Annotated in this window: 18 protein-coding genes, 1 tRNA gene and 1 pseudogene; 8 read left to right on the top strand and 12 right to left on the bottom strand. The window is 64.0% G+C overall.

The genetic code is table 11. The features are described 5' to 3' along the window. The first annotated feature begins 56 nt into the window (after positions 1 to 56). On the top strand, positions 57 to 1,076 hold the full coding sequence (locus tag FVP60_RS12080; RefSeq protein ID WP_147826547.1) for a LacI family DNA-binding transcriptional regulator: 1,020 nt from the start codon (positions 57 to 59) through the stop codon (positions 1,074 to 1,076). Between the two features lie 572 nt (positions 1,077 to 1,648). Here FVP60_RS12080 and rplL read toward each other — a convergent pair. Next, the gene (rplL, locus tag FVP60_RS12075) at positions 1,649 to 2,029 is read right to left on the bottom strand and encodes a 50S ribosomal protein L7/L12 (RefSeq protein ID WP_147826546.1); all 381 of its coding nucleotides are present in this window, start codon (positions 2,027 to 2,029) and stop codon (positions 1,649 to 1,651) included. A 46-nt stretch (positions 2,030 to 2,075) separates the two neighbouring features. Next, positions 2,076 to 2,564, bottom strand: coding sequence for a 50S ribosomal protein L10 (gene rplJ / locus FVP60_RS12070; protein WP_147826545.1), 489 nt, complete (start codon positions 2,562 to 2,564; stop codon positions 2,076 to 2,078). Between the two features lie 299 nt (positions 2,565 to 2,863). Here rplJ and FVP60_RS12065 point away from each other — a divergent pair, with 299 nt between their 5' ends. Next, entirely contained in the window at positions 2,864 to 3,508 is a 645-nt protein-coding gene (locus FVP60_RS12065) for a YqaJ viral recombinase family protein (RefSeq protein WP_147826544.1), read from the top strand. A gap of 121 nt (positions 3,509 to 3,629) precedes the next feature. On the opposite strand, the gene FVP60_RS12060 is transcribed toward FVP60_RS12065, so the two are convergent. Further along, positions 3,630 to 5,132, bottom strand: coding sequence for a UDP-N-acetylmuramoyl-L-alanyl-D-glutamate--2,6-diaminopimelate ligase (locus FVP60_RS12060; protein ID WP_246132600.1), 1,503 nt, complete (start codon positions 5,130 to 5,132; stop codon positions 3,630 to 3,632). Between the two features lie 290 nt (positions 5,133 to 5,422). On the opposite strand from FVP60_RS12060, the gene FVP60_RS12055 reads away from it, so the two are divergent. After that, a complete protein-coding gene (locus FVP60_RS12055) occupies positions 5,423 to 7,168 on the top strand; it encodes an MDR family MFS transporter (RefSeq protein ID WP_246132599.1) in 1,746 nt (581 codons plus the stop codon). Further along, positions 7,165 to 7,638, top strand: a complete 474-nt coding sequence (locus FVP60_RS12050) for a MarR family winged helix-turn-helix transcriptional regulator (RefSeq protein ID WP_147826542.1) — start codon at positions 7,165 to 7,167, stop codon at positions 7,636 to 7,638. Before FVP60_RS12055 ends, FVP60_RS12050 begins: the two co-directional genes overlap by 4 nt. A 105-nt stretch (positions 7,639 to 7,743) precedes the next feature. On the opposite strand, the pseudogene FVP60_RS12045 reads toward FVP60_RS12050, so the two are convergent. Together FVP60_RS12045 and FVP60_RS12040 are read right to left on the bottom strand one after the other, a co-directional pair. Continuing rightward, a pseudogene (locus FVP60_RS12045) lies at positions 7,744 to 8,169 on the bottom strand (sugar phosphate isomerase/epimerase family protein); the annotation flags it as partial. Continuing rightward, positions 8,126 to 8,347: a Gfo/Idh/MocA family oxidoreductase gene (locus FVP60_RS12040; protein WP_147826596.1), complete on the bottom strand. Its 222-nt coding sequence runs from the start codon at positions 8,345 to 8,347 to the stop codon at positions 8,126 to 8,128. The gene FVP60_RS12040 and the pseudogene FVP60_RS12045, both read right to left, overlap by 44 nt. A 142-nt stretch (positions 8,348 to 8,489) precedes the next feature. On the opposite strand from FVP60_RS12040, the gene FVP60_RS12035 reads away from it, so the two are divergent. Beyond that, on the top strand, positions 8,490 to 9,674 hold the full coding sequence (locus FVP60_RS12035; RefSeq protein ID WP_147826541.1) for an ROK family transcriptional regulator: 1,185 nt from the start codon (positions 8,490 to 8,492) through the stop codon (positions 9,672 to 9,674). Between the two features lie 135 nt (positions 9,675 to 9,809). Here FVP60_RS12035 and trxA read toward each other — a convergent pair whose 3' ends face one another. Both trxA and FVP60_RS12025 read right to left on the bottom strand, forming a co-directional pair. Next, complete coding sequence (gene trxA, locus FVP60_RS12030) at positions 9,810 to 10,196, bottom strand: thioredoxin (protein ID WP_147826540.1); 387 nt, start codon at positions 10,194 to 10,196, stop codon at positions 9,810 to 9,812. An 83-nt stretch (positions 10,197 to 10,279) separates the two neighbouring features. Next, positions 10,280 to 11,164 carry a LysR family transcriptional regulator ArgP gene (locus FVP60_RS12025; RefSeq protein WP_147826539.1) on the bottom strand — a complete coding sequence of 295 codons (885 nt, stop codon included), beginning with the start codon at positions 11,162 to 11,164 and terminating at the stop codon, positions 10,280 to 10,282. A 110-nt stretch (positions 11,165 to 11,274) separates the two neighbouring features. Here FVP60_RS12025 and FVP60_RS12020 point away from each other — a divergent pair, with 110 nt between their 5' ends. After that, entirely contained in the window at positions 11,275 to 11,937 is a 663-nt protein-coding gene (locus FVP60_RS12020; protein ID WP_147826538.1) for a LysE/ArgO family amino acid transporter, read from the top strand. Positions 11,938 to 12,005: 68 nt separating this feature from the next. Here the strand turns inward: FVP60_RS12020 and rplA are convergent, their stop codons facing one another. From rplA to FVP60_RS11995, 5 genes are all read right to left on the bottom strand, one after another. Beyond that, on the bottom strand, positions 12,006 to 12,695 hold the full coding sequence (rplA, locus tag FVP60_RS12015; protein ID WP_147826537.1) for a 50S ribosomal protein L1: 690 nt from the start codon (positions 12,693 to 12,695) through the stop codon (positions 12,006 to 12,008). Positions 12,696 to 12,705: 10 nt separating this feature from the next. Continuing rightward, positions 12,706 to 13,137: a 50S ribosomal protein L11 gene (gene rplK / locus FVP60_RS12010; RefSeq protein WP_147826536.1), complete on the bottom strand. Its 432-nt coding sequence runs from the start codon at positions 13,135 to 13,137 to the stop codon at positions 12,706 to 12,708. A gap of 634 nt (positions 13,138 to 13,771) precedes the next feature. Then, a complete protein-coding gene (gene nusG / locus FVP60_RS12005; protein ID WP_147826535.1) occupies positions 13,772 to 14,824 on the bottom strand; it encodes a transcription termination/antitermination protein NusG in 1,053 nt (350 codons plus the stop codon). Positions 14,825 to 14,891: 67 nt separating this feature from the next. Continuing rightward, positions 14,892 to 15,152 (bottom strand): preprotein translocase subunit SecE, encoded by a 261-nt coding sequence (gene secE, locus FVP60_RS12000; protein ID WP_147826534.1) that lies wholly within the window; start codon positions 15,150 to 15,152, stop codon positions 14,892 to 14,894. A gap of 39 nt (positions 15,153 to 15,191) precedes the next feature. Further along, positions 15,192 to 15,264: transfer RNA gene (locus FVP60_RS11995), tRNA-Trp, on the bottom strand. 288 nt (positions 15,265 to 15,552) lie between these two features. On the opposite strand from FVP60_RS11995, the gene FVP60_RS11990 reads away from it, so the two are divergent. Beyond that, positions 15,553 to 17,394 (top strand): HSP90 family protein, encoded by a 1,842-nt coding sequence (locus FVP60_RS11990; RefSeq protein ID WP_147826533.1) that lies wholly within the window; start codon positions 15,553 to 15,555, stop codon positions 17,392 to 17,394. Beyond that, the gene (locus FVP60_RS11985; protein WP_147826532.1) at positions 17,391 to 20,180 is read left to right on the top strand and encodes a tetratricopeptide repeat protein; all 2,790 of its coding nucleotides are present in this window, start codon (positions 17,391 to 17,393) and stop codon (positions 20,178 to 20,180) included. Before FVP60_RS11990 ends, FVP60_RS11985 begins: the two co-directional genes overlap by 4 nt. Positions 20,181 to 20,227: the final 47 nt, after the last annotated feature.

Here is a 20,227-nt window from a genome sequence, read left to right as displayed (position 1 = left end):
CCATTTCGGCTGTGATTCACCTATGCTGGAAATCACGTTCGAGAGGAGGAGCCGGAATGAGCGGAATTGCAGACGTTGCTCGGAGAGCCGGAGTATCCAAGTCCACCGCCTCGCGCGCGCTCACGGGCAGCGGATACGTGTCTGACGCCACGCGGCAGCGCGTGCGCGATGCCGCAAACACGCTGGGATACGTGCCATCAACCCACGCCGTTTCTCTCGCAACCGGCAAGACCCAAACGATCGGCGTGATTGTTCCACACGTCACCCGCTGGTACTTCGGCGAAGTGGTTGACGGCATCCAAAACGCGCTGATCGCCCGCGATCTGGACTGCGCCCTGTTCTCCGCCGAGCCCGGCTCCGCCAACCGCCAACGAATGTTTGACACCTACCTTGGGCGTCGCCGCTTCGACGGCCTCATCACCGTCGGTCTGGAACCATCAACACGCGAGCTGGACCGCATCACCACGATCGGCAAGCCGTTGGTCACCATTGGCAGTTATGACGCTGGCACCAGCGCCGTGTCGATCGACGACTTTGAAGCCGCGCTCAGGGCAACACAGCACCTCATTGCGCTCGGACACTCCAACATCGTCTTTCTCGGCGGCGCGCCAGAAGACTCCGATCACAGCTTTGGTGACGCCCGGCGCGTGGGCGGTTATCGAACCGCCATGACCGAGGCGGGGCTCGCCGAATTTGTACAGCACATACCCTGCGACGTTGACATGCCTGACGGCTACGCCGTGGCGGTCGATTTTCTCAGCGGTAGCCACGCCCGACCGACCGCCATCGTCGCGGTGTGTGACGAGGTCGCGATCGGCGCGATTATTGCGGCCCGCCGCCAGGGAATCGGGGTGCCGAACGACCTCAGCGTCATCGGCATTGACGACCACACGCACGCCGAGATGTTCTCCCTCACAACGCTGCGCCAAAGCCCGCGCGAGCAGGGCGAGACGGCCGTCGAACTCCTCTCCCGCCTGATCGCCAAGCCGCGCAGCACGCCCGAGCGCGTGTGGGCGCCCGCCACAATGGTCATCCGCAGCTCCACTGCCCCACCGCCCGAGCCCGCCCGCCTCTGACCCTGGTTCCGTGGGTCTGTGGGTCTGGTTCCGTGGTTCCGTCGTTCCGGCGTTCCGCAGCTCTGTGGTTCCGAGGTTTTGTGGTTCGGGGATTCTGAGGTTCTGAGGTTCCGTGGGTCCGCAGGGCGTGTCGGACGTTCCCAAATGTCGGAGCACTCGGCACGACACGCCGACAACCACAGCGCCCAGGGCATTGCCGACGGCACCGGTCCGACATTTGGGACCGGAACCACGATCGGCCGGGGCACGCCGCCTGCGGAACCACGCAAAGCGTCGAACCACGCAAAGTACGGTCGCGGGGTTCCCAAATGTCGGAGCGTCCGCGCCGACACACCGAAATCCGCGGCGCTACGGGCTCAGCACACGGCGCCGGTCCGACATTTGGGACCGGAACCACGAAGCACCGGGTCGCGGCGCCGGTGGAGCCACAACAGGCGCGCCTCCTGCAGAACCGCGGGGACGGAACCACGGAACCACAGATCCACGGAAACAGTCGCCTGCGCGAAACGTCTCACAAACGAACACAGGGCCCCGGGAAAACCCGGAGCCCTGTGCGAAACGCTAAAGCGTAATTACTTAACGGAAACCGTTGCACCAGCCTCTTCGAGAGCTGCCTTAGCCTTCTCGGCCGTCTCCTTGTTTGCGCCCTCAAGAACAGCCTTGGGTGCACCGTCGACGACAGCCTTAGCCTCGCCGAGGCCGAGCGAGGTGAGCTCGCGAACGACCTTGATGACCTGGATCTTCTTGTCGCCAGCTGCCTCGAGAACGACGTCGAACGAGTCCTTCTCTTCTTCAGCCTCAGCAGCGCCAGCGCCAGCAGCGCCTGCAACAGCAACCGGAGCTGCAGCGGTAACGTCAAACTTCTCTTCGAAAGCCTTGACGAACTCGCTCAGTTCAACGAGCGTCAGGCCGGCGAACTGCTCGAGCAGCTCCTCAGTGGTGAGCTTAGCCATGGTTTATCTCCTAGATATATGTTTTTGTCGAAGAATCGGGGGCTGCTTACGCAGCTTCGGCCGACTCCAGCTTTTCGCGAAGAGCGTCGATGGTGGCAGCTGCCTTGCCCATCGTGGCCTTCATCATGCCCGCAGCCTTCGCCAGCAGAACCTCACGGCTCTCGAGCGAGGCGTACTTGTTGACCTCGTCAGCGGTGAGAGCGTTGCCCTCGAACACGCCGCCCTTGATCACGAGAAGCGGGTTTGCCTTGGCAAAGTCACGCAGAGCCTTCGCGGTGGCGACGAAGTCACCGTGCACGAATGCGATTGCCGACGGACCCTTGAGGTCGTCGTCAAGCGCCGTGATTCCTGCCTTGTTGGCAGCAATCTTGGTCAGCGTGTTCTTCACCACGGCGTACTCAGCGTCCTGGCGGATAGCCGTACGCAGCTGCTTGAGCTGGGCTACCGTCAGACCGCGGTACTCGGTCAGCAGGACGGCGTTGGAGTTCTCGAAGTTCTTCGTGAGCTCAACGACCGATGCATCCTTCTGCGCCATGGTCACTCCTTGATGTGTACATAACACCTCGCGGGTGCGGGGTGTCTGCCTTGACCTCACGCAACAAAAAAGCTCCGGCGCAAGCGCACGGAGCAAAATCTTCAGAAGATAATTCGTGTCACCTGCGTGGGCCTCTGCGATGCAGTGCTTCGATTGTCACGCGAACATGACAATGACCGACGGTCTTTGGCTTCCCCCAGAATAGCCCACCGATTCGGTCACGCCAAATCGAGCGCGTGGTTCACGCGACCCACGCACACAACGCCAGCCTCGAGCGCAAACAGGCGTAGCCTCGAAGGGTGACTCCCGAACTTGCCGCCCGAATTGTTGCGGACTCCCGCGATCGGGTGGCGTGGGTGCGGGCCCGCTCGCGCGGCATCACCGCAACCGATGTCGCAACGCTGACCTCCGCCGCCTCGATTCAGCGGGCGGCCACCGCAAAACTCGGCGGCGGTGCCCGGTTTGGCGGCAATGCTTACACCGATCACGGGCGTCGTCGCGAGCCCGAAATTGCCGGCTGGATGGCCGCCACTCACGGCATCGTGTCGTCGTCGGCGCTGTTTCACGCCGAGGTTGAAAAGCGGCACCTTGCGACGCCCGACGGCATCAAGCAAGACGGCGAAGGCCGCGTAACGCTGGCCGAAATCAAGACCACCAACAAGCCGTTCCGCTCGATTCCGCGCAACTATTTGCGCCAGATCTGGTGGCAGCAGCACGTGCTGGGCGCCGAGCGCACCCTGTTTGTGTGGGAAGAACACGACAACTTCGTACCGTTGCATGACGAGCCAAAGTGTCAGTGGGTTGACCGCGACGACGCCGAGATCGCCAAGCTCGTTGGCCTCGCCACCACCCTCATCGACGAGCTCTACCGCCGCACCACCGGCAACGTGGTTCCGCAGCGCGCCGCGCGCGAGCAGTATCGCGCGCTCGCCCTCGCAGACTAGCCACGAACACTAGTCACGAACGGAACCACGGCACCCGCGGGAGCGGAACCACGGAACCACGGCACCCGCGGGAGCGGAAGTGCCAGCGGAACCACATCACGCTCGCCGGCCGAGCACCGCCCTACAGGCGAACCGTGTGCGCGACGGCCTTACGAACCTCTTCGCGGTCGTCGATATCGATGAGGGCACCCGCGATGTCTTGCACGGTCTCGTGACCGCGACCGGCGACCACGACGACGTCATCCGGCGCCGCCATCTCAATCGCCGCGGCGATGGCATCTGCCCGCGGGAAGATTTCGAGAACCTCACGGCCGTCACGAAGGTTCGCCTGCGCACCGTGAAGCACCTGCTGACGAATCGCGGCGGCATCTTCGGTGTGCGGGTCATCATCCGTGATGATCGCGATGTCGGAGAAGCGCGCGGCAATCTCCCCCATTGATGCCCGCTTCAGCGCGTCACGCTCTCCGGCCGCACCGAACACCAAAATGACGCGACCATTCGTGGTCTGCACCGTCTCCAGCATGCGCATCAGACCACCGGGGTTGTGCGCGAAATCGACGTATACGGTCGGTGAGGTGTTGACGATCTCCATGCGACCGGGAACACCCTGCGATAGCGGCTGGGCGGCAGAGGCTGTAGCCGCCGCCACCGCGTCAACATCGAAGCCAGCTTCAATAATCATCACGAGCGCCAGGGCTGCGTTTGAAACGTTGAATCGACCCGGGAGCCCGACGGTGGTGGTGAGTGAACGCCCGTCACGGTGAGCCAGGGTGAAGGTGTACCCGATCGGTTGCGGCACAACGTCTGTGACAAACCAGTCGCCGTCGCGCGTTTCGTCGGTGCTCAGGGTGACGTGGTCGACGCTCACTTCTCGCGCCATCCGCTCGCCCCATTCGTCATCGATCACGATGACGGCGCGCGCGATGTGGTTCGGGTCAAACAGCGCCTTCTTGGCCTGAAAGTAAGCCTCCATGGTGCCGTGCAGGTCGAGGTGATCCTGTGACAGGTTGGTGAAGCCGGCGACGGCAAACTCCAGCCCAGCGGTGCGCTGGAAAACCATGGAGTGCGACGACACTTCCATCACGGCGGCTCCGAGGCCGCTCTCTGCCATGCGCGCCATGAGACCGTGCAGTTGTGGGGCTTCTGGCGTCGTCATGGTGGAGGGCAGGTAGTCCTCGCCGACCGTAATGCCGATGGTTCCGATGGTTCCGATACTGACGTCAAGCGCCCGCAGCAACGACGAAATCATGAACGTCGTCGTGGTCTTGCCGTTGGTTCCGGTGACGCCAAACAATTGCGGCTGCAACTGCGCGGTGTTGTAGACGATGCCGCTGACGACTCCGAGTTGGCGGCGCACGTCGTCGATAATGATCGCGGCAGCGCCAGCCTCGCGAGCGGCCCGCAGGCCTGCGGTGTCGGTCACAACGGCACGCGCACCACGCTCGATCGCCGCGCGAATAAAGTCGCCGCCGTGAACGTGCGCACCGGGCAACGCGGCGTACAGATCGCCGGGCAATACCGATCGGGAGTCGAGCGAGATTCCGGTCACTTCGACCGTGCCGTCACCTTCGAGTCGGGCGCCGCGCAGGCGTGCGGCGAGGTCGGCAAGAGATACCGGAACCACGTGCTGCGGTCGAAAATGCCGTTCTCGATCGGCTGCTACCGCGAATAGATCGCGCGGTTCTTCAGCGAGCGCCAACTTCGTCCCATCGATCGGCCTGTGAGGCGCCTATGGAACGCCAATACGAATATCCACATTACTCCTGCCCGCATCAGATTCCTGAGAGTCTTTGCGCAGTTACTCAGCTAGGCGCCGCTTTGGGCGTTTTCTCGAGATCCTCAACTAGTTGATCTTTGTCAACATGTTTGCTGTATAGTTGACCTACCTCAACTAATGAATGGCAACACTCCCCTATGACGTCACCCGCAACGACCCCACAGATGAGCCACAGGCAGGTTCTCGAGGCGCTGTCTGGCCTGCTCCTCGGCATGTTCGTCTCGATGATCGCCGGCACCGTGGTTTCCACCTCGCTGCCCGTTATCGTGCACGAGCTCAAAGGCGACCAAACCGCTTTCACCTGGGTCATCACCTCCACCCTGCTGACGACAGCGATCTCAACCCCGATCTGGGGAAAGCTTGCCGACCTCTTCAACCGCAAGCTGCTGATCCAAATCGCCCTCGTGCTGTTCGTCGCCGCAAGCGCCGTCGCGGGCTTCTCCGACTCGGCAACCTCGCTCATCGCCGCCCGCGCCGTGCAGGGCATCGGCGCTGGTGGCCTCGCCGCCCTCAGCCAGATCATCATGGCCGACATCATCAGCCCGCGCGAGCGCGGCCGTTACGCCGGCCTCTTCGGCGCGGTCATGGCGCTGGCAACGGTCGGCGGCCCGCTCCTCGGCGGCCTCATCACCGACACGCTGGGGTGGCGCTGGAACTTCTTCGTCGCCGTGCCTTTTGCTATCGCGGCGCTCATCATGCTTCAGCTCACACTGCACCTGCCGCGCTACCCCAAGCGCCGCGTGCACATTGACTATCTCGGCATTGTGCTGCTGTCGGTATCGGTGTCGCTCCTGCTCGTGTGGGTCACCATGGGCGGCTCGCAGTTTGAGTGGAACAGCCTCACCTCGATTCTCATGGGCGTCGGCGCCGGCGTCGGCATCATTGCCTTCGTCATCGTGGAGCACTTCGTCAAGGAGCCCCTGGTTCCGATGTCACTGTTCCGCAACCGCACCTTCACGCTGTCTGTCATCGCCTCGATCGCCACGGGCCTTGCCATGTTTGGCATGTCGGTCTACCTCAGCCAGTACATGCAGATGTCGCGCGGCGCCTCCCCGACGGAGGCGGGTCTGATGACCCTGCCGATGATCGGCGGCCTGCTGATTTCAAGCATCGTCATCGGTCAGCGGATTAGCCGCTACGGACGCTGGAAGGCCTTTATGGTCACCGGTGCCGCCATGCTTGCCGTCGGCTCCTTCCTGCTGACCACCATCCACTACGACACCAACTTCTGGCTGCTCTCGGTCTTCATGTTCTTGGCAGGCGCCGGCGTCGGCGTGACCATGCAGAACCTGGTGCTGGTGGTACAGAACACGGCCAATCCGTCTGAAATGGGCGTCGCCTCCTCCGGCGTTGCGTTCTTCCGTTCGGTGGGCGGCACGGTGGGTGTCTCCGTCATGGGCGCGATGCTCGCGTCGCGTCTGCTGGAGGTTTTCGGAACCAATGCCGCCGCCTTGAAAAAGGCCGCGGTCGCCGCGGGAGACAAGGGCATTGAGGCGCTTGAGCAGTTGAGTTCTGGCACGATTCCCGAAGTACGTTTGCTGCCGGACGGCCTCCGCGAAATCGTGGAAGACTCCTATGCGCAAGCCATTGCCTTCTCGTTCTGGATCGCGGTTCCGCTCGCCATCATCAGCCTGATCGCGATCATTGCGTTGCCCAACATTCCGCTTGCTCGCCAGACAAATGTGGAGCGTCTCGCCGACGATGAGGCGGCCCTCGCCGCGGTCACCGCCAATGTTGCGGTGACAACCGGAACCATTGATCTGCGTGAGGTAGCGGCGCGCGCCGCCGCTGATGGCCGCCGCACAGTAGGCGCGACGCCGCCCAGATCGAGCGACACACGCTCACCCGATGGCACCGGCGGATCGTCCGGACAAACACCATGACCGAGACCACGCCCGACGCCTTCGATACCGCGATCCGTGGCCTCGAGAGTGAGTTCGCTCATCTGATGGGTCACATTCGCCGGTCGTTTCGAGAGACTGCGCATCGTGTGTCTCCCGGCATGTTGCCCGGCACCTACAAGGTGTTGTCGTTTCTTGCCTCGGACGGCCCACTGACCGCGTCTGATGTGGCTGAACGGCTCATGATCGACAAGGGTCACCTGAGCCGCATGATCAAGGATCTTGATGAGCGAGGCCTGGTGCAACGAGACGTTGACCCCAGTGACAAGCGGGCTAGCCTGTTGTCGGTTAGCGATCTCGGGCGCGAACGCCTCAACGCGGCGCGTCGCCCCACCCGCGAGAGCCTCAAGATCGCCCTCGTCGGAATCGACCCGGCCGATATCGACACAACCTCACGGGTGCTTCGGGCACTGTCGGAATTGTCGGCAGAAAGCCAGGGGTTGGTGCAGTAGCACGCCATCGAATGGTTGCTGTCGCGCCGGGAACCAGGCGCGCCAGCAACCAGAAATGCCATACCTGGAGGTATGGCATTTCTGGTGTTGTGACTCGTGCGGCCTCTACTGATTGGAGAACGCCGCGTCGAATGAGGCGGTCGGCGGGGTGAACAGCAGCGATCGCACGAAGTTCACGGCCTGGGCTGCTCCCTGCAATCGATCCATGCCGGCGTCTTCCCATTCGATCGAAATCGGGCCGGTGTATCCCACTGAATCCAGCGCACGAAACGCGTCTTCCCATGGCACGTCACCGTGCCCCGTGGAGACGAAGTCCCATCCGCGACGCGGGTCACCCCAGGGCAGGTGCGAGCCCAGCACGCCGGCGCGACCATTGTGGGGGCGCAGGCGCGTGTCTTTGCAGTCCACGTGATAGATGCGATCTTGAAAGTCCCAAATAAAGCCAACGGGATCGATGTTCTGCCACATCATGTGGCTCGGGTCCCAGTTAAAGCCAAACGCGGCACGGTGATCGATCGCCTCCAGCGCGCGCCTGTGCATCGGCCGCGGGCTCGGCGCCAAGGGCCGCCGCCGCTTCTGCCGAGCGCTCCGGCGTCGACGCTGCCACGGCAACAACGGTGCCGCCAGCGCCTCGGATTGCGGTGGCGTGCACACGCGCCATGAAGCCGGCGCCGATCACGCCCGCTCGAATCGTGGCGGTGTGGGCCATTCCAACACCGGTCAGGGTGACATCCATTGTCATGTCGGCCATTCTGACACGACACAACAGACTTTTGCTAGCCCGTCGTCAAAATTATTTTCTTGGTGATCAAAAGTCGCTTGTTTGACGTCAGGAGTGCAAAGATGGCGCCATGGCTTCAGACGTGCGTGCGACAACCTCGGTGACCGGCGCGGGTGAGATCTTTCAACTGCTGCGCGACGGCGTCGCCCGCACCAAAGCCGAGCTCGCCGCCCTCACGGGCCTGGCTCGTTCCACCGTGTCTTCACGCGTCGACGCCCTCCTGACCACCGGCCTCATCCACCCTGCCGGCGAGGCGATGTCAACGGGTGGTCGCCCGCCCGCGCGCGTGGCGTTTAACCCACGCGCCGGAACCATCATCGCAATCGACCTGGGAGCCACCCACGCCACCGTCGCAATCGCGGATCTTGGCGCCACGATCCTCGCCGCCCACACCCGTGAGCTCGATATCGCGCTCGGGCCCGAGGCTGTGTTGCGCGCCGTGCTTGATGATGCCGCCCGTCTGCTCGCCGAGACGCACGCTTCGGAACGCCTCGTGGGCGTTGGCATCGGGGTTCCCGGCCCCGTCGAACATTCCACGGGCACACCAACCAACCCGCCGATCATGCCCGGGTGGGATCAGTTCGATGTGCCCACCTTCGTGCAGCAAACCTTCGATGTTCCGGTGCTCGTCGACAACGATGTCAACCTGCTGGCGCTCGGTGAGCACGCCCTCCGCTGGCCAGGCACCGACAACCTCATCTTCATTAAGGTCGCCACCGGCATCGGCGCCGGCATCATTCTTGGCGGGCGCATCCAGCGCGGCGCGCAGGGTTCCGCCGGGGATATTGGGCACGTGCAGGTTCCGTACAGCCACGACTCGCCACGCGATGCGGCCGACGAGCGCGACCTTGAAGCAATCGCGAGCGGACCGGCGATTGCAACCGAACTACGTCGCGCCGGCGTAGACGCGACGGGAAGCGCTGACGTTGTGGCGCTGGTTCGGGCCGGAAACACCGCAGCCATCGATGCCACCCGCCAAGCCGGACGCGAGGTCGGCGAGGTGTTGGCAACCGTGGTCAACATGCTCAACCCGTCGGTCATCGTGATTGGTGGTTCCGTCGCCCGCGCCGGCGAGCACCTACTCGCCGGCATTCGCGAGGTGGTCTACCGACGTTCCATCCCGCTGGCGACGAAGCATCTTGGCATCGTGCAGTCTGAGGGCGGCGACCGCGCCGGCGTGCTGGGCGCCGTGATCATGGTGAGCCAACTCGTGCTCGCGCCCGCTCACGTCGACGCGCTCGCGTCAGCCCCGTAGCCGCAGGCCTGCGCCGCCCCGAGCGGGGGCGCCACACCCCTACCCTCCCGCGAAACACATTCTGGTCGGCGAAACATCGGATGGCCGCATGTTTCTCGCCGACCAGAATGTGTATCGAGGTGGGCTGTTGCCTGCTTAGGCTTCGGAAGCTTCTTGCTTTCCGGCCTGCTGCTCGGCAATCTGGCGACGCACATCGTCCATGTCGAGGCCCTTGACGGCGGTAATGACCTGCTCCAGGCCCTCGGCGGGCAAGGCGCCCGGCTGCGAGAACACCAGGATGTTGTCACGGAAAGCCATCAGCGTCGGAATCGACGTAATCTGGAAGGCGCCGGCGAGCTGCTGCTCGGCCTCGGTGTCAACCTTGCCAAACACCACGTCTGCATGTTGCTGTGAGGCCTGGTCGTAGATGGGGGCGAAGTTGCGGCACGGGCCACACCATTCTGCCCAGAAGTCAACGAGCACAATGGGGTTGTCGATAACGGTCGATTCGAAGTCGGCCATGGTCAAGTCGCGAGTAGCCATGCCACCACGCTACCCGCCAACGCGAAGGTGTGGGCCGGTGTTCGGCGTTAGCGCAATGCGGCCAGCAAATTCTCAGCGCCGCATCACTCCAAAACGGCGCGCGCGTGGCGCAGCACGGCGTCGGCCACGGCATCGAGCAACTCCGAGCGCATGTTCCACTGTTGCCAATACAGCGGAACCTCGACGTGCGAGTCATCGAGGGCGTGAAGTCGCCCTGCGGCGATCGCTTCGTCCATCTGAAACGGCAGCAGTTGCCCCCAGCCGAGGCCCATGCGAATCGCGTCGGCGAAGTCACTCGATGCTGGCACCCGGTGCCGCGGCGGCATGGCAGGATCAACACCGCGCTCGATCAGCCAGCGCGTTTGCAGGTCATCGCGCCGGTCAAAATCCACCAGCGGAGCGCGCTCCAACGCGACCCTGGTGACACCGTCTGCGAACCACCGGGCATGAAACGCCGTGGTGGCGACGGGCGTATAGCGCATGCTGCCGAGCGGAACCACGCGGCAGCCAGCCAGTGGTTCCGCTCGGCTGGTGACGGCCGCGACCACGACGCCCTGCTCTAGCAGCCGCTCGGTGAAATCCTGGTCGTCGCGGTGCAGGTCAAAGGTCACCGGAAGACGCTCGGCAAGCTCGACCAGCGGCGGCAGCATCCAGGTGCTGAGCGAATCGGAGTTGACGGCGATGGGCAGGCTCGTGCGCGTTGCGGTATTGCCCATGCCGAGCGCGGCGATGGCATCGCGCTCTAGGTGCGCGAGTTGCCGCGCGAAGCGAATAACCGACTCCCCCGCCTCGGTGGGGCGCACCGGGCGCGATCGCACCAGCATGACCTGGCCGGTCAGCGCCTCAAGCGCGCGGACGCGCTGACTCACCGCGGGTTGCGTGATGCCTAGCACGGCGGCCGCTCCCTCCATGGTTCCCTCATCGACAACAGCCGCCAGGGTGAGGGCGTTTTCGGGTGGGATTCTCATGCGACCTCCGATCGACCGCTGCGACGTCGTCGCCGCGAGTATAAGCAAGCCTAATAGTCACTAAGCAATCTCTATTCGATCTTTTGTTCAGGCGGTCGCAGAATATTGACATGTCATTCTTGATCGGCCTCGGAATCGGCCTCTCGCTCATCATCGCCATCGGCGCACAGAACGCCTTTGTGCTGCGACAGGGCGTACGCCGCGAACACGTTTTCGCGGTCGCCCTGGTGTGCGCCCTGTCGGATGCGGTGCTGATTCTGCTCGGCGTGGCCGGCGTTGGCGTCGCGCTGGAAGCCGCCCCGTGGCTCATCGTCATCGCACGATGGGCGGGCGTCGCCTTTTTGGTGACGTACGCCGTGCTGGCCCTGCGCCGCGCACTCAAGCCGGCAGACACCGGCCTGGTAGCCGAGGCGGAACCAGCAGCTGGCGACAGCACCGCTGGCACCGCAGCGGGTGGTTCCGTTGGAACACTCACCGCGAAGAAGACGCTCACCAGCACGGTGCTGGCGGCCCTTGCGATTACGTGGCTGAACCCGCACGTTTACCTCGACACCATCGTGTTTCTGGGATCAGTCGCGCAGACCGAGGGCGACGGCCGCTGGCTGTTTGCAATGGGCGCTTTCACCGGCAGCTTCGTCTGGTTCTTCGCGCTCGCCTACGGCGCCCGCTACCTCGGCCGCTTTCTCAGCAGCCCGCGCTCGTGGCGCATCCTCGACATCATCATCGCCGTCTTCATGCTGGTGATTGCGGGCATCCTCGCCTTCGGCGGCTGAGGTAGCGGCGGCTGCGCAAACGACAAACGGCTCTCACCCGAAGGTGAGAGCCGTTTGCGTGAAGCGAATTAGATCGCGTTTACATCGAGCGGGATGCCCGGGCCGAACGTGGTCGACACAGCACCCTTCTGGATGTAGCGGCCCTTCGAGCTCGAGGGCTTGAGGCGAACGATCTCCTCGAGAGCTGCCTTGACGTTGTCGTCAAGCTGCTCAGCGGTGAACGATGCCTTGCCAACGATGAAGTGCACGTTTGCGTGCTTGTCAACGCGGAACTCGATCTTTCCGCCCTTGATCTCTTCAACAGCTTTCGCAGGGTTCGGCGTAACGGTGCCGGTCTTGGGGTTCGGCATAAGGCCGCGCGGACCAAGAACCTTACCCAGACGACCAACCTGGCCCATGAGCTCAGGGGTCGAGACGGCTGCGTCAAATGCGGTCCAGCCGCCAGCAACCTTCTCGATGAGCTCTGCGCCACCGACCTCGTCAGCGCCAGCAGCGATTGCTGCCTCTGCTGCCGGGCCCGTTGCGAAAACGATCACGCGCGCGGTCTTACCCGTGCCGTGCGGAAGCATAACCGTGCCGCGGACCATCTGGTCTGCCTTACGGGGGTCAACCGAGAGCTTGAGAGCAACCTCAACGGTCGAGTCGAACTTTGCCGAACCGGTCTCCTTGGCGAGTGCAACAGCCTCGGTGGGCGTGTAGAACTTGCCTTCTTCGATCTTGGCGGCAGCAGCCTTAAATGCCTTGGACTTCGTAGCCATGATGTTCCCCTTAGCCCTCGACCGTGATGCCCATGGAGCGAGCGGTACCGGCGATGATCAGCGAAGCTGCATCGAGGTCGTTCGCGTTCAGGTCGGCCATCTTCTGCTCTGCGATCGCGCGAACCTGGTCAGCGCTGATCTTTGCAACCTTGACGGTGTGCGGCGTGGACGAACCCTTGGCAACACCAGCTGCCTTCTTGATGAGCTCGGCTGCCGGCGGCGTCTTCAGGATGAACGTGAAGCTGCGGTCTTCGTAAACGGTGATCTCAACCGGAACAACGTTTCCGCGCTGCGACTCGGTCGCTGCGTTGTAAGCCTTGCAGAACTCCATGATGTTCACGCCGTGCTGACCCAGAGCGGGACCAATCGGCGGAGCGGGGTTGGCTGCACCGGCGTTGATCTGAAGCTTGATCAGGCCGGTCACCTTCTTCTTAGGTGCCATTTCCTTTTCCTTTCTTCGAACGAAACTTGCGCCTCGTTCTCCCGCATTTCCGGCCGTTCCGGAACGCGGTTTGCTTGCACGCGCCAAAAGCGGCGCACAAACCACACAAGTCTACCCCATCTACAGCCTCACGAGCGACGCCTTCCGCGCGCCTTCATCCGTGGTTCCGGCGCTCCGGTTCCGGGCCTGTGGTTCCGCGCCTGTGGTTCCGCGCCTTTGGTTCCGCACCTGTGGTTCCGCGCCTGTGGTTCCGCGCCTTTGGTTCCGCACCTGTGGTTCCGCGCCCGATTTCTCGCCGGCAATTCCTGTTCTGCACGATGAACACGCGCCACGACCGCAAAATCACGGCGTGTCGCCGCAATCGGCGCATCTCATCGTGCAGAACAGGATTGGCATCGTGCACAACAGGAGGCAGCGCGGAACCATGAGTGCGGGGCGGGACGGAACCATGCCACGCGGCAGGGCGGAACCATGCCACGCGGCAGGGCGGAACCATGCTGCGCGGCAGGGCGGAACCACGCGGCAGGGCGGAACCATGCTGCGCGGCGGAACCATGCCACGCGGCAGGGAGGGACGACGCGACCCCGGAAATGCAGAAGGCCCCGGCGAACCGGGGCTTTCTGCAGGAAAAGTCTTAGATCATCTTGGTGACCTGGTCGAACGACAGCTCGACCGGGGTCTCACGCTCGAAGAGCGACACCAGCACCGTGAGCTTGCCGCTTTCCGGCTTGATCTCGGAGATGGTTCCGGGCAGACCCGCGAACGAGCCTTCCTTGATGGTGATCGTCTCGCCGACCTCGAAGTCAACCTCGGCGGCCACAGAGCGCACGGGAGCGGCGATGCCGTTCTTGCCTGCTGCCTTCGCGAGCTGAACGTCCTTCACCTCGACGAGCGACTTCAACATGTTGAAGGCCTCTTCGAAGCGCAGGGGGGTCGGGTTGTGGGCGTTGCCCACGAAGCCCGTAACGCCGGGCGTGTGGCGAACAACCGACCAGGTGTCTTCGTTGAGCTCCATGCGCACGAGCACGTAACCCGGGATGCGCACGCGGGTCACCATCTTGCGCTGGCCGTTCTTGATTTCGACGACGTCCTCCATGGGGACCTCGATCTGGTAGATGTCTTCTTCTACCTCAAGCGTCGACTTACGCTGCTCGATGTTGGCCTTAACCTTGCGCTCGAATCCAGCGTACGAGTGGATGACGTACCACTTACCCGGCAGCGTGCGCAGTTCAAGGCGGAACGCCTCGTACGGGTCTTCGTCGCCAGCCTCTTCGTCGCCCGCCTCGTCCTCGTCGCCATCGATCTCAATGTCGATTTCGATGCCGTCGGTTCCGGGCTCGGGGCCCACGTAAGGGGTGACCTCGTCGGCGGCCTCAGCGGCCTCCTCTGCCAGTTCGTCAGCGAGCGAATCGGTGAGAACCTCGGCTGCCGCTTCTGCTTCTGCCGTCTCGTTGATGTCGAGCGCGTCGTTCACGATTGCGTCAGCCTCCGGGTCGTTAATGTCAATGTCGTCGAGATCGCTGTCATCAGCATCTTCGTCGTCGACGATGTGCATAGCGGCCGTCTCTGCGGCGTCGCTAGCGTGCTCTTCTACGGCGAGGATGTTGCCCTCTTGGGCCTCGTCGTCCTCGCTGGACTGCTCTGCCGCGGGCGCCCAATCGGCGTCGTCGTGAATACGTTCAGTCACTGGAATCTCTTTCGTCGATGATTGGCGGAACCCCTTCCGCCAATGGGTTCGCGAAGCGAACCGTGCGTCAGGATGGGACTCCGAAGACGATGTTGGCCATTGCCAAGAACAGCGTATCGAGGCCAAACACCAGGGCCATCATGACGACGACGAAACCGAGCACAACCGCAGTGAACTTGATGAGTTCTTTGCGTGTCGGCGTGACGACTTTGCGAAGCTCGGCGAATACCTGGCGGAAGAACAGCGCAATGCGCGCGAAGACGTTCATCTTCTTCGCTGCTACTGCACCATTCGTCGCGAGCTCGCCGCGCGAAGCGTCATCAACCATCGTGAATGTACCTTTCGTGAGCCAGCGTGCGCTGACGCGCAGGGCGGACAGGAATCGAACCTGCAACCTGCGGTTTTGGAGACCGCTGCTCTGCCAGTTGAGCTACCGCCCTAGAGACCTTGCGATCTCGAGGTGAAACCTACAACCCCTCACCATGACGGGCATGGCAAAAGAATGCAGACTTCAACTGCATCACCAAGCATACGGCATGCCACAAGCGTCGGCGAACCACGACGGAATCCCGCGCGCGTCGAAAGCGGCACTCTGCACCGCAAACCGCGCCGCTGGTTCCGCCCCACCGCCAGAACCGCGTTGCCCACAGCGCCCGCATCGTTTCGCGTGAAAGTGATGCGCCGCGTAGAGTCGAAGTTCTGGTGAGAGCGCGAATTTGGGAGCCCATGTGACCTCGTCCCCACAACAGTTTCAGGTGGATCTGCGCGGCGTCGTCGACCTACTGAGCCGCCATATTTACTCAAGCCCGCGGGTGTATCTACGCGAGCTGCTACAAAACGCCCGCGACGCCATCACCGCACGCCAGGCGCTTGACGGCGGCGGCGGTTCCATCCGCATCACCCCCATCGCGCCAGCCTCAACCGAATTTGTGCTGCGCGATGACGGCATCGGTCTCACCGCAGACGAGGTGGCCGAGTTGCTCGCCACCGTTGGGCGCAGCTCCAAGCGAGACATTTTCGACCTGCCACGCCAAGACTTTCTCGGCCAGTTCGGCATTGGCTTGCTCTCGTGCTTCATGGTCGCCGACGAGATTGTCATCCGTTCCCAAAGCGCAACCGGCGCCCCCGCCGTCGAGTGGGTCGGCAAGACCGACGGCACGTTCACGGTGCGAGAACTCGCGGAACCATTGGCTATCGGCACCAGTGTTCACCTCTCGCCGCGCGCGGGTCAAGACGAGCTGCTGCGGTCGGCGACCGTGCGCACGCTTGCCGAGACGTTTGGTGAGTTTCTCCCCTACCGCATCGCCATCGATCTCCCAGGCGGCGGCGACGACGTCGTCAATCACGAGCCACCGTTTCTGGGCGCGACGGAACACCCGGAGCGCGCCGCGGAGTACGGAACCACGCTGCTCGGCACCCAGCCGTTCGACATGATCGACCTGTCGGCACCCGCAACCGGCTCCCGCGGCATCGGCTACGTGCTGCCCTTCATGCCTCCACCGAGCGCTCGACAGACCAGTCGCGTCTACCTCAACCGCATGCTGCTTGGCGAGCGCATTCCTGACCTCCTGCCCGAGTGGGCGTTCTTCGTGCGCGCCGTGGTCGATTCGACCGGCATGCATCCGACGGCGAGCCGTGAATCGCTCGTCGAAGATGACGCGCTCGAAGAAACCCGAGAGGCGTTCGGGCAGGCCATTCGCCGCTGGGTGCTCGACCTCGGCCTGACGCAGCCGCACCGGTTGCAGCAGTTCGTCGCCATTCACGAGGTTTCACTCAAGTCTCTGGTGCGACACGACGAAGAGCTCGCACAATTCATCGTGCGGTGGCTAACTGTCGAGACAACGCATGGCCGCATGGCAATCGGCGATATGGTGCAGCGGTTCGGGCGCGTGCGCTATGCCGAGACCGTTGACGAATATCACCAGGTGGCGAGCATTTCTGACGCCTCAAGCGTGCTCGTCAACGGCGGATATCTCTACGACGCCGACATCGTTCGCATGCTGCCCGCGCTGTACCCCGCCGTGCTCGTTGAGCGCGTCGACGTGGTCAGCGAATTTGAACGCCTCGACCCGCCACCGCTCGATGATCGTGACGCGACGGTGGCGCTCGAGGCACGCGCTTCGGCCGTGCTCGCCGATGTCGACACCACGGTCATCGTTCGCACCCTTGACCGCCAGAGCCTGCCAGCGCTGTACGTTGCCGACCCCGAAGTGCTGCGCAAGATCGATCGCACCCGCGCGCAGGGCATCTCCGGTTCGCTGTGGTCTGGCGTGCTCGGCAAGCTCGATGAAATCACCTCATCGATGCGATCAGATGACACCGATCTGTCTGCCCGGTTGTGCCTCAACTGGGGCAACAAGACGGTTCGCACCCTCACCAGGGTCACCGATGACGCAGTGTTCAGCCGCACCGTGCAACTGCTCTATGTGCAGGCATTGCTTGCCGGCCACCGCCCGCTGTCGGAGCGCGATCGTTCGCTGATGACAACGGCGCTGTCCGATCTCATCGCGCTGTCTGCCGGTGAGTTCGAACCCGACTTCCTGCCACCCCTCGAGAACGGCGACGCATGACAACGGCCGACGACATCCACGCCCTGTTTCAACAGATCGACCACACGCCCTGGGGCGCCGAAGAGCGTGAGCTCACGGCCCGTGCCGTGGCGATGGCTGTCGAGCTCGGCGACGAAGATCTCGAGTATCGTGCCCGCATGCGCCAGACCTCGTCTGCCAACCAGGGCGGCGATACCACGTTGCTGCTCAGCTCGTTTGCCTGGTGCCTGGCCAAGCACGATGCCGACCCCACGCGCTTCCCGTCCGACATCGGCAACGGTGGCGCCGACCTCATGTGGCACTTCAAGTGGATGGCCTCCACCCTGCGGGCGAGCCCCGAGTTCAGCACCGAGCAGATTCAGGCGGTGCTGGACGACATGGAGGCACACTTCCGCGCCGAGGGTCTCGGCCTGAGCGCCGTCGCCATGGCGCGTTTCGAGGACGCGTGGGGCTCTGGCCGCCTTGCTGAGGCGGAAGAGCGGCGGCTCGTGCTGGAAGCAACTCCCCGCGACGACCACAGCCACTGCGACGCGTGCGGTCGCAGCCAACTCGTTGGCTACTTCGCCGACACCGACCGCGACGCCGACGCTATTCGACTCGTTGAAGAGATGATCGAAGGCGGTTTCGGCTGCGGCGAAGAGCCTGAGCACGCCCTCGCCCGCTCGCTCCTCCCCTTCCTGCGTGCTGGTCGCTTTGCCGACGCGAAGCGCGCGCACCTTCGCAGCTATCGCCTTGCCCGTGACAACGCCGACAACCTGGGCATGGTCGCCACCAACATCGTGTTCGCCGCGATCACCGGCAATGAGGCTCGCGCTCTCGCCATGGTTGAGCGTCACGTGCGCTGGCTCGCCCACGATGCTCTCAACGTTGCCGGTCACGCCCGGGCACTGCGTTCCTTCGGCGTCGCGCTTGATGCCGTCACCCGCTCGGGGCACGGAACCAGCGTTGTTCGCGGCGCGGATGCAGCCGAGCTCGTGCGCTTCTTTGGCGAGCACGACGGCCCGTGGACGGCCGCCGAATTGGCGCCGATCGCGTGGGCGAAGGCGGCTGAGATTGGCGCACGCTTTGATGCGCGCAACTCAACCACGGCTTTCGCTGACGTCTGGGCGCGCGATCGCCAGGTGGCTGAGTTGCGTTTTGATGTGCCGATTCTCTCTGAGGCTTTCACCCCGGAACCGGCAGCCCTGGTTCCGCAGACCGCCGCGGAGCGCTTCACGCGCGCCATCGAGCTGAGCGATTGGGGCGACGCCGCCGGCGCACTGACCGCCCTGCAGGCAGCTCTCGACGACAACGATCCGAAGCACGCGGCCGACCTGCACGGCCTCATGGTTGGTGCGTTGCTGGCCTGTGACCGACAGGACGACACCAGCCCGCACTTGGCCGCCTACGCCGCTGCCAGCCGTGCCGACGGTCACGATGAACTCGCGGGCCTCATCGAAGACCTCGGGCTCACGCTGTTCGGCGTTGAGGGCGAATCCTCGGTTTCACGCATGATGCAGGCGGCCGAAACGGCCGTCTCGCCGGGCGTTCGCGCCGTCACGCTGAGCGGCATCGCAAGCGCGTATCTGCGCGACGGCAAGGTGCAAGACGCGCTCGACATGGCGAAACTGTCGCACGAGGCTTTCGTGTTGCACGGCGACCGCGAAGACATCGTCGACGCACTCGCCAACATCGCGTTCTACGCCGGTATCGCCGGCGACACCGCTGCTGCCCGTGCGGCCGCCGATGCTGGCCTCGAGATGCCCGAAGCCTCGCAAGGTCAGCGCGCCTCGCTGCTAGAGATTCGAGGCCGCATTCGCGGCGGTGAGGGCGAGTTTGTTGCCGGCGCGGCTGATGCCGATGAGGCTTCGCGCCTGATCGCGCTGATCGGCGCAACATGGGGCGCCGCTCGCGTTTCCGTTCTTGCGGGCGCGATGTATGAAGATGCCGGAATGCCCAGCGAGGCAGCGGCGCGCTACCGCGTGACGCTGCGCCAGGTCGAGCGTGACGGCGACGATACGTCGGCGGTGCGGTTCCGACTTGCCCGCGCCCTGCTCAGCTCCGGAAACGCCGGCGAAGCGGCGGAACTACTCTCGGCCGTCCACGAAGAGGAGGCCGCAGCAGATGCCCCGCCCGCCAGCCGCGCCGAAACGGTGGCGCTTCTGGCCGAAGCGTTTGAGGTTGACGAGCAGTACGGCAATGCGGTCGGCGCCTGGGGCTACGCCGCCGATCTGTTCGAGCAGGCGGAGAGCGTCACGGGCCGCGCGCACGCGCTCTCCATGCAGGGACGGATTCTCGGCCAGTTTGGCGAGACGGAGGAGTCGGTCACTCTCCTGGAGCAAGCAATCGACCTGGCCCGCCAAGAACCCGACAACGTGGTGCTGCTCAGCCGCTCGCTGCACCTCCTTGCGCAAACGCTTGGCGCCGTCGGGGACGAACGTGCCCTGTCGGTTCTCGACGAAACCGAACGCCTGGCCGTCGAGCACGACGCCCCCTGGCTGCTCGCCGACGTCACCGATTCCCGCGCCCGCGCGCTCGGCGCGATGGGTCGGCTTGACGATGCGATTGCGGCAGCCCTGCGCGCCGCCGACGGCTACGACGCGGAGTCTGACACCGAATCCGCAGGCGGTGCGGAACTCTTCGCCGCTCGCGTGCTCGCTGGTTCCGATCGTCTCGATGAAGCGGTCAGCATCTATCGCTCGCTGTTGGCGCGCCCCCTCGCCGGCACGCCGGTGCACCAGGTCGGAGCGCTCGAACTCGGCAATCTGCTGACGGCACTCGGCCGCCACGGCGAAGCCGCCGAGGTCCGCGCGGCGCTCAACGAGTAGCGAACTACGAGTAGCGCAAAGGCGGGGCGGAACCATGTGGTTCCGCC

It is taken from the genome of Microbacterium mitrae (assembly GCF_008017445.1).
Taxonomy (GTDB): Bacteria; Actinomycetota; Actinomycetes; order Actinomycetales; family Microbacteriaceae; genus Microbacterium; species Microbacterium mitrae.
The sequence above is the reverse complement of the archived record's forward strand: the minus strand, read 5'-3'. Positions and strand labels throughout refer to the sequence as shown.

Excerpts from the sequence above, each read along its gene's own strand:
- FVP60_RS12080 (WP_147826547.1), top strand. The coding sequence starts at position 57 with ATGAGCGGAATTGCAGACGTTGCTCGGAGAGCCGGAGTATCCAAGTCC.
- rplL (WP_147826546.1), bottom strand. The coding sequence starts at position 2,029 with ATGGCTAAGCTCACCACTGAGGAGCTGCTCGAGCAGTTCGCCGGCCTG.
- rplJ (WP_147826545.1), bottom strand. The coding sequence starts at position 2,564 with ATGGCGCAGAAGGATGCATCGGTCGTTGAGCTCACGAAGAACTTCGAG.
- FVP60_RS12055 (WP_246132599.1), top strand. The coding sequence starts at position 5,423 with ATGACGTCACCCGCAACGACCCCACAGATGAGCCACAGGCAGGTTCTC.
- FVP60_RS12050 (WP_147826542.1), top strand. The coding sequence starts at position 7,165 with ATGACCGAGACCACGCCCGACGCCTTCGATACCGCGATCCGTGGCCTC.
- FVP60_RS12040 (WP_147826596.1), bottom strand. The coding sequence starts at position 8,347 with ATGGCCCACACCGCCACGATTCGAGCGGGCGTGATCGGCGCCGGCTTC.
- FVP60_RS12035 (WP_147826541.1), top strand. The coding sequence starts at position 8,490 with ATGGCTTCAGACGTGCGTGCGACAACCTCGGTGACCGGCGCGGGTGAG.
- trxA (WP_147826540.1), bottom strand. The coding sequence starts at position 10,196 with ATGGCTACTCGCGACTTGACCATGGCCGACTTCGAATCGACCGTTATC.
- FVP60_RS12025 (WP_147826539.1), bottom strand. The coding sequence starts at position 11,164 with ATGAGAATCCCACCCGAAAACGCCCTCACCCTGGCGGCTGTTGTCGAT.
- FVP60_RS12020 (WP_147826538.1), top strand. The coding sequence starts at position 11,275 with ATGTCATTCTTGATCGGCCTCGGAATCGGCCTCTCGCTCATCATCGCC.
- rplA (WP_147826537.1), bottom strand. The coding sequence starts at position 12,695 with ATGGCTACGAAGTCCAAGGCATTTAAGGCTGCTGCCGCCAAGATCGAA.
- rplK (WP_147826536.1), bottom strand. The coding sequence starts at position 13,137 with ATGGCACCTAAGAAGAAGGTGACCGGCCTGATCAAGCTTCAGATCAAC.
- secE (WP_147826534.1), bottom strand. The coding sequence starts at position 15,152 with ATGGTTGATGACGCTTCGCGCGGCGAGCTCGCGACGAATGGTGCAGTA.
- FVP60_RS11985 (WP_147826532.1), top strand. The coding sequence starts at position 17,391 with ATGACAACGGCCGACGACATCCACGCCCTGTTTCAACAGATCGACCAC.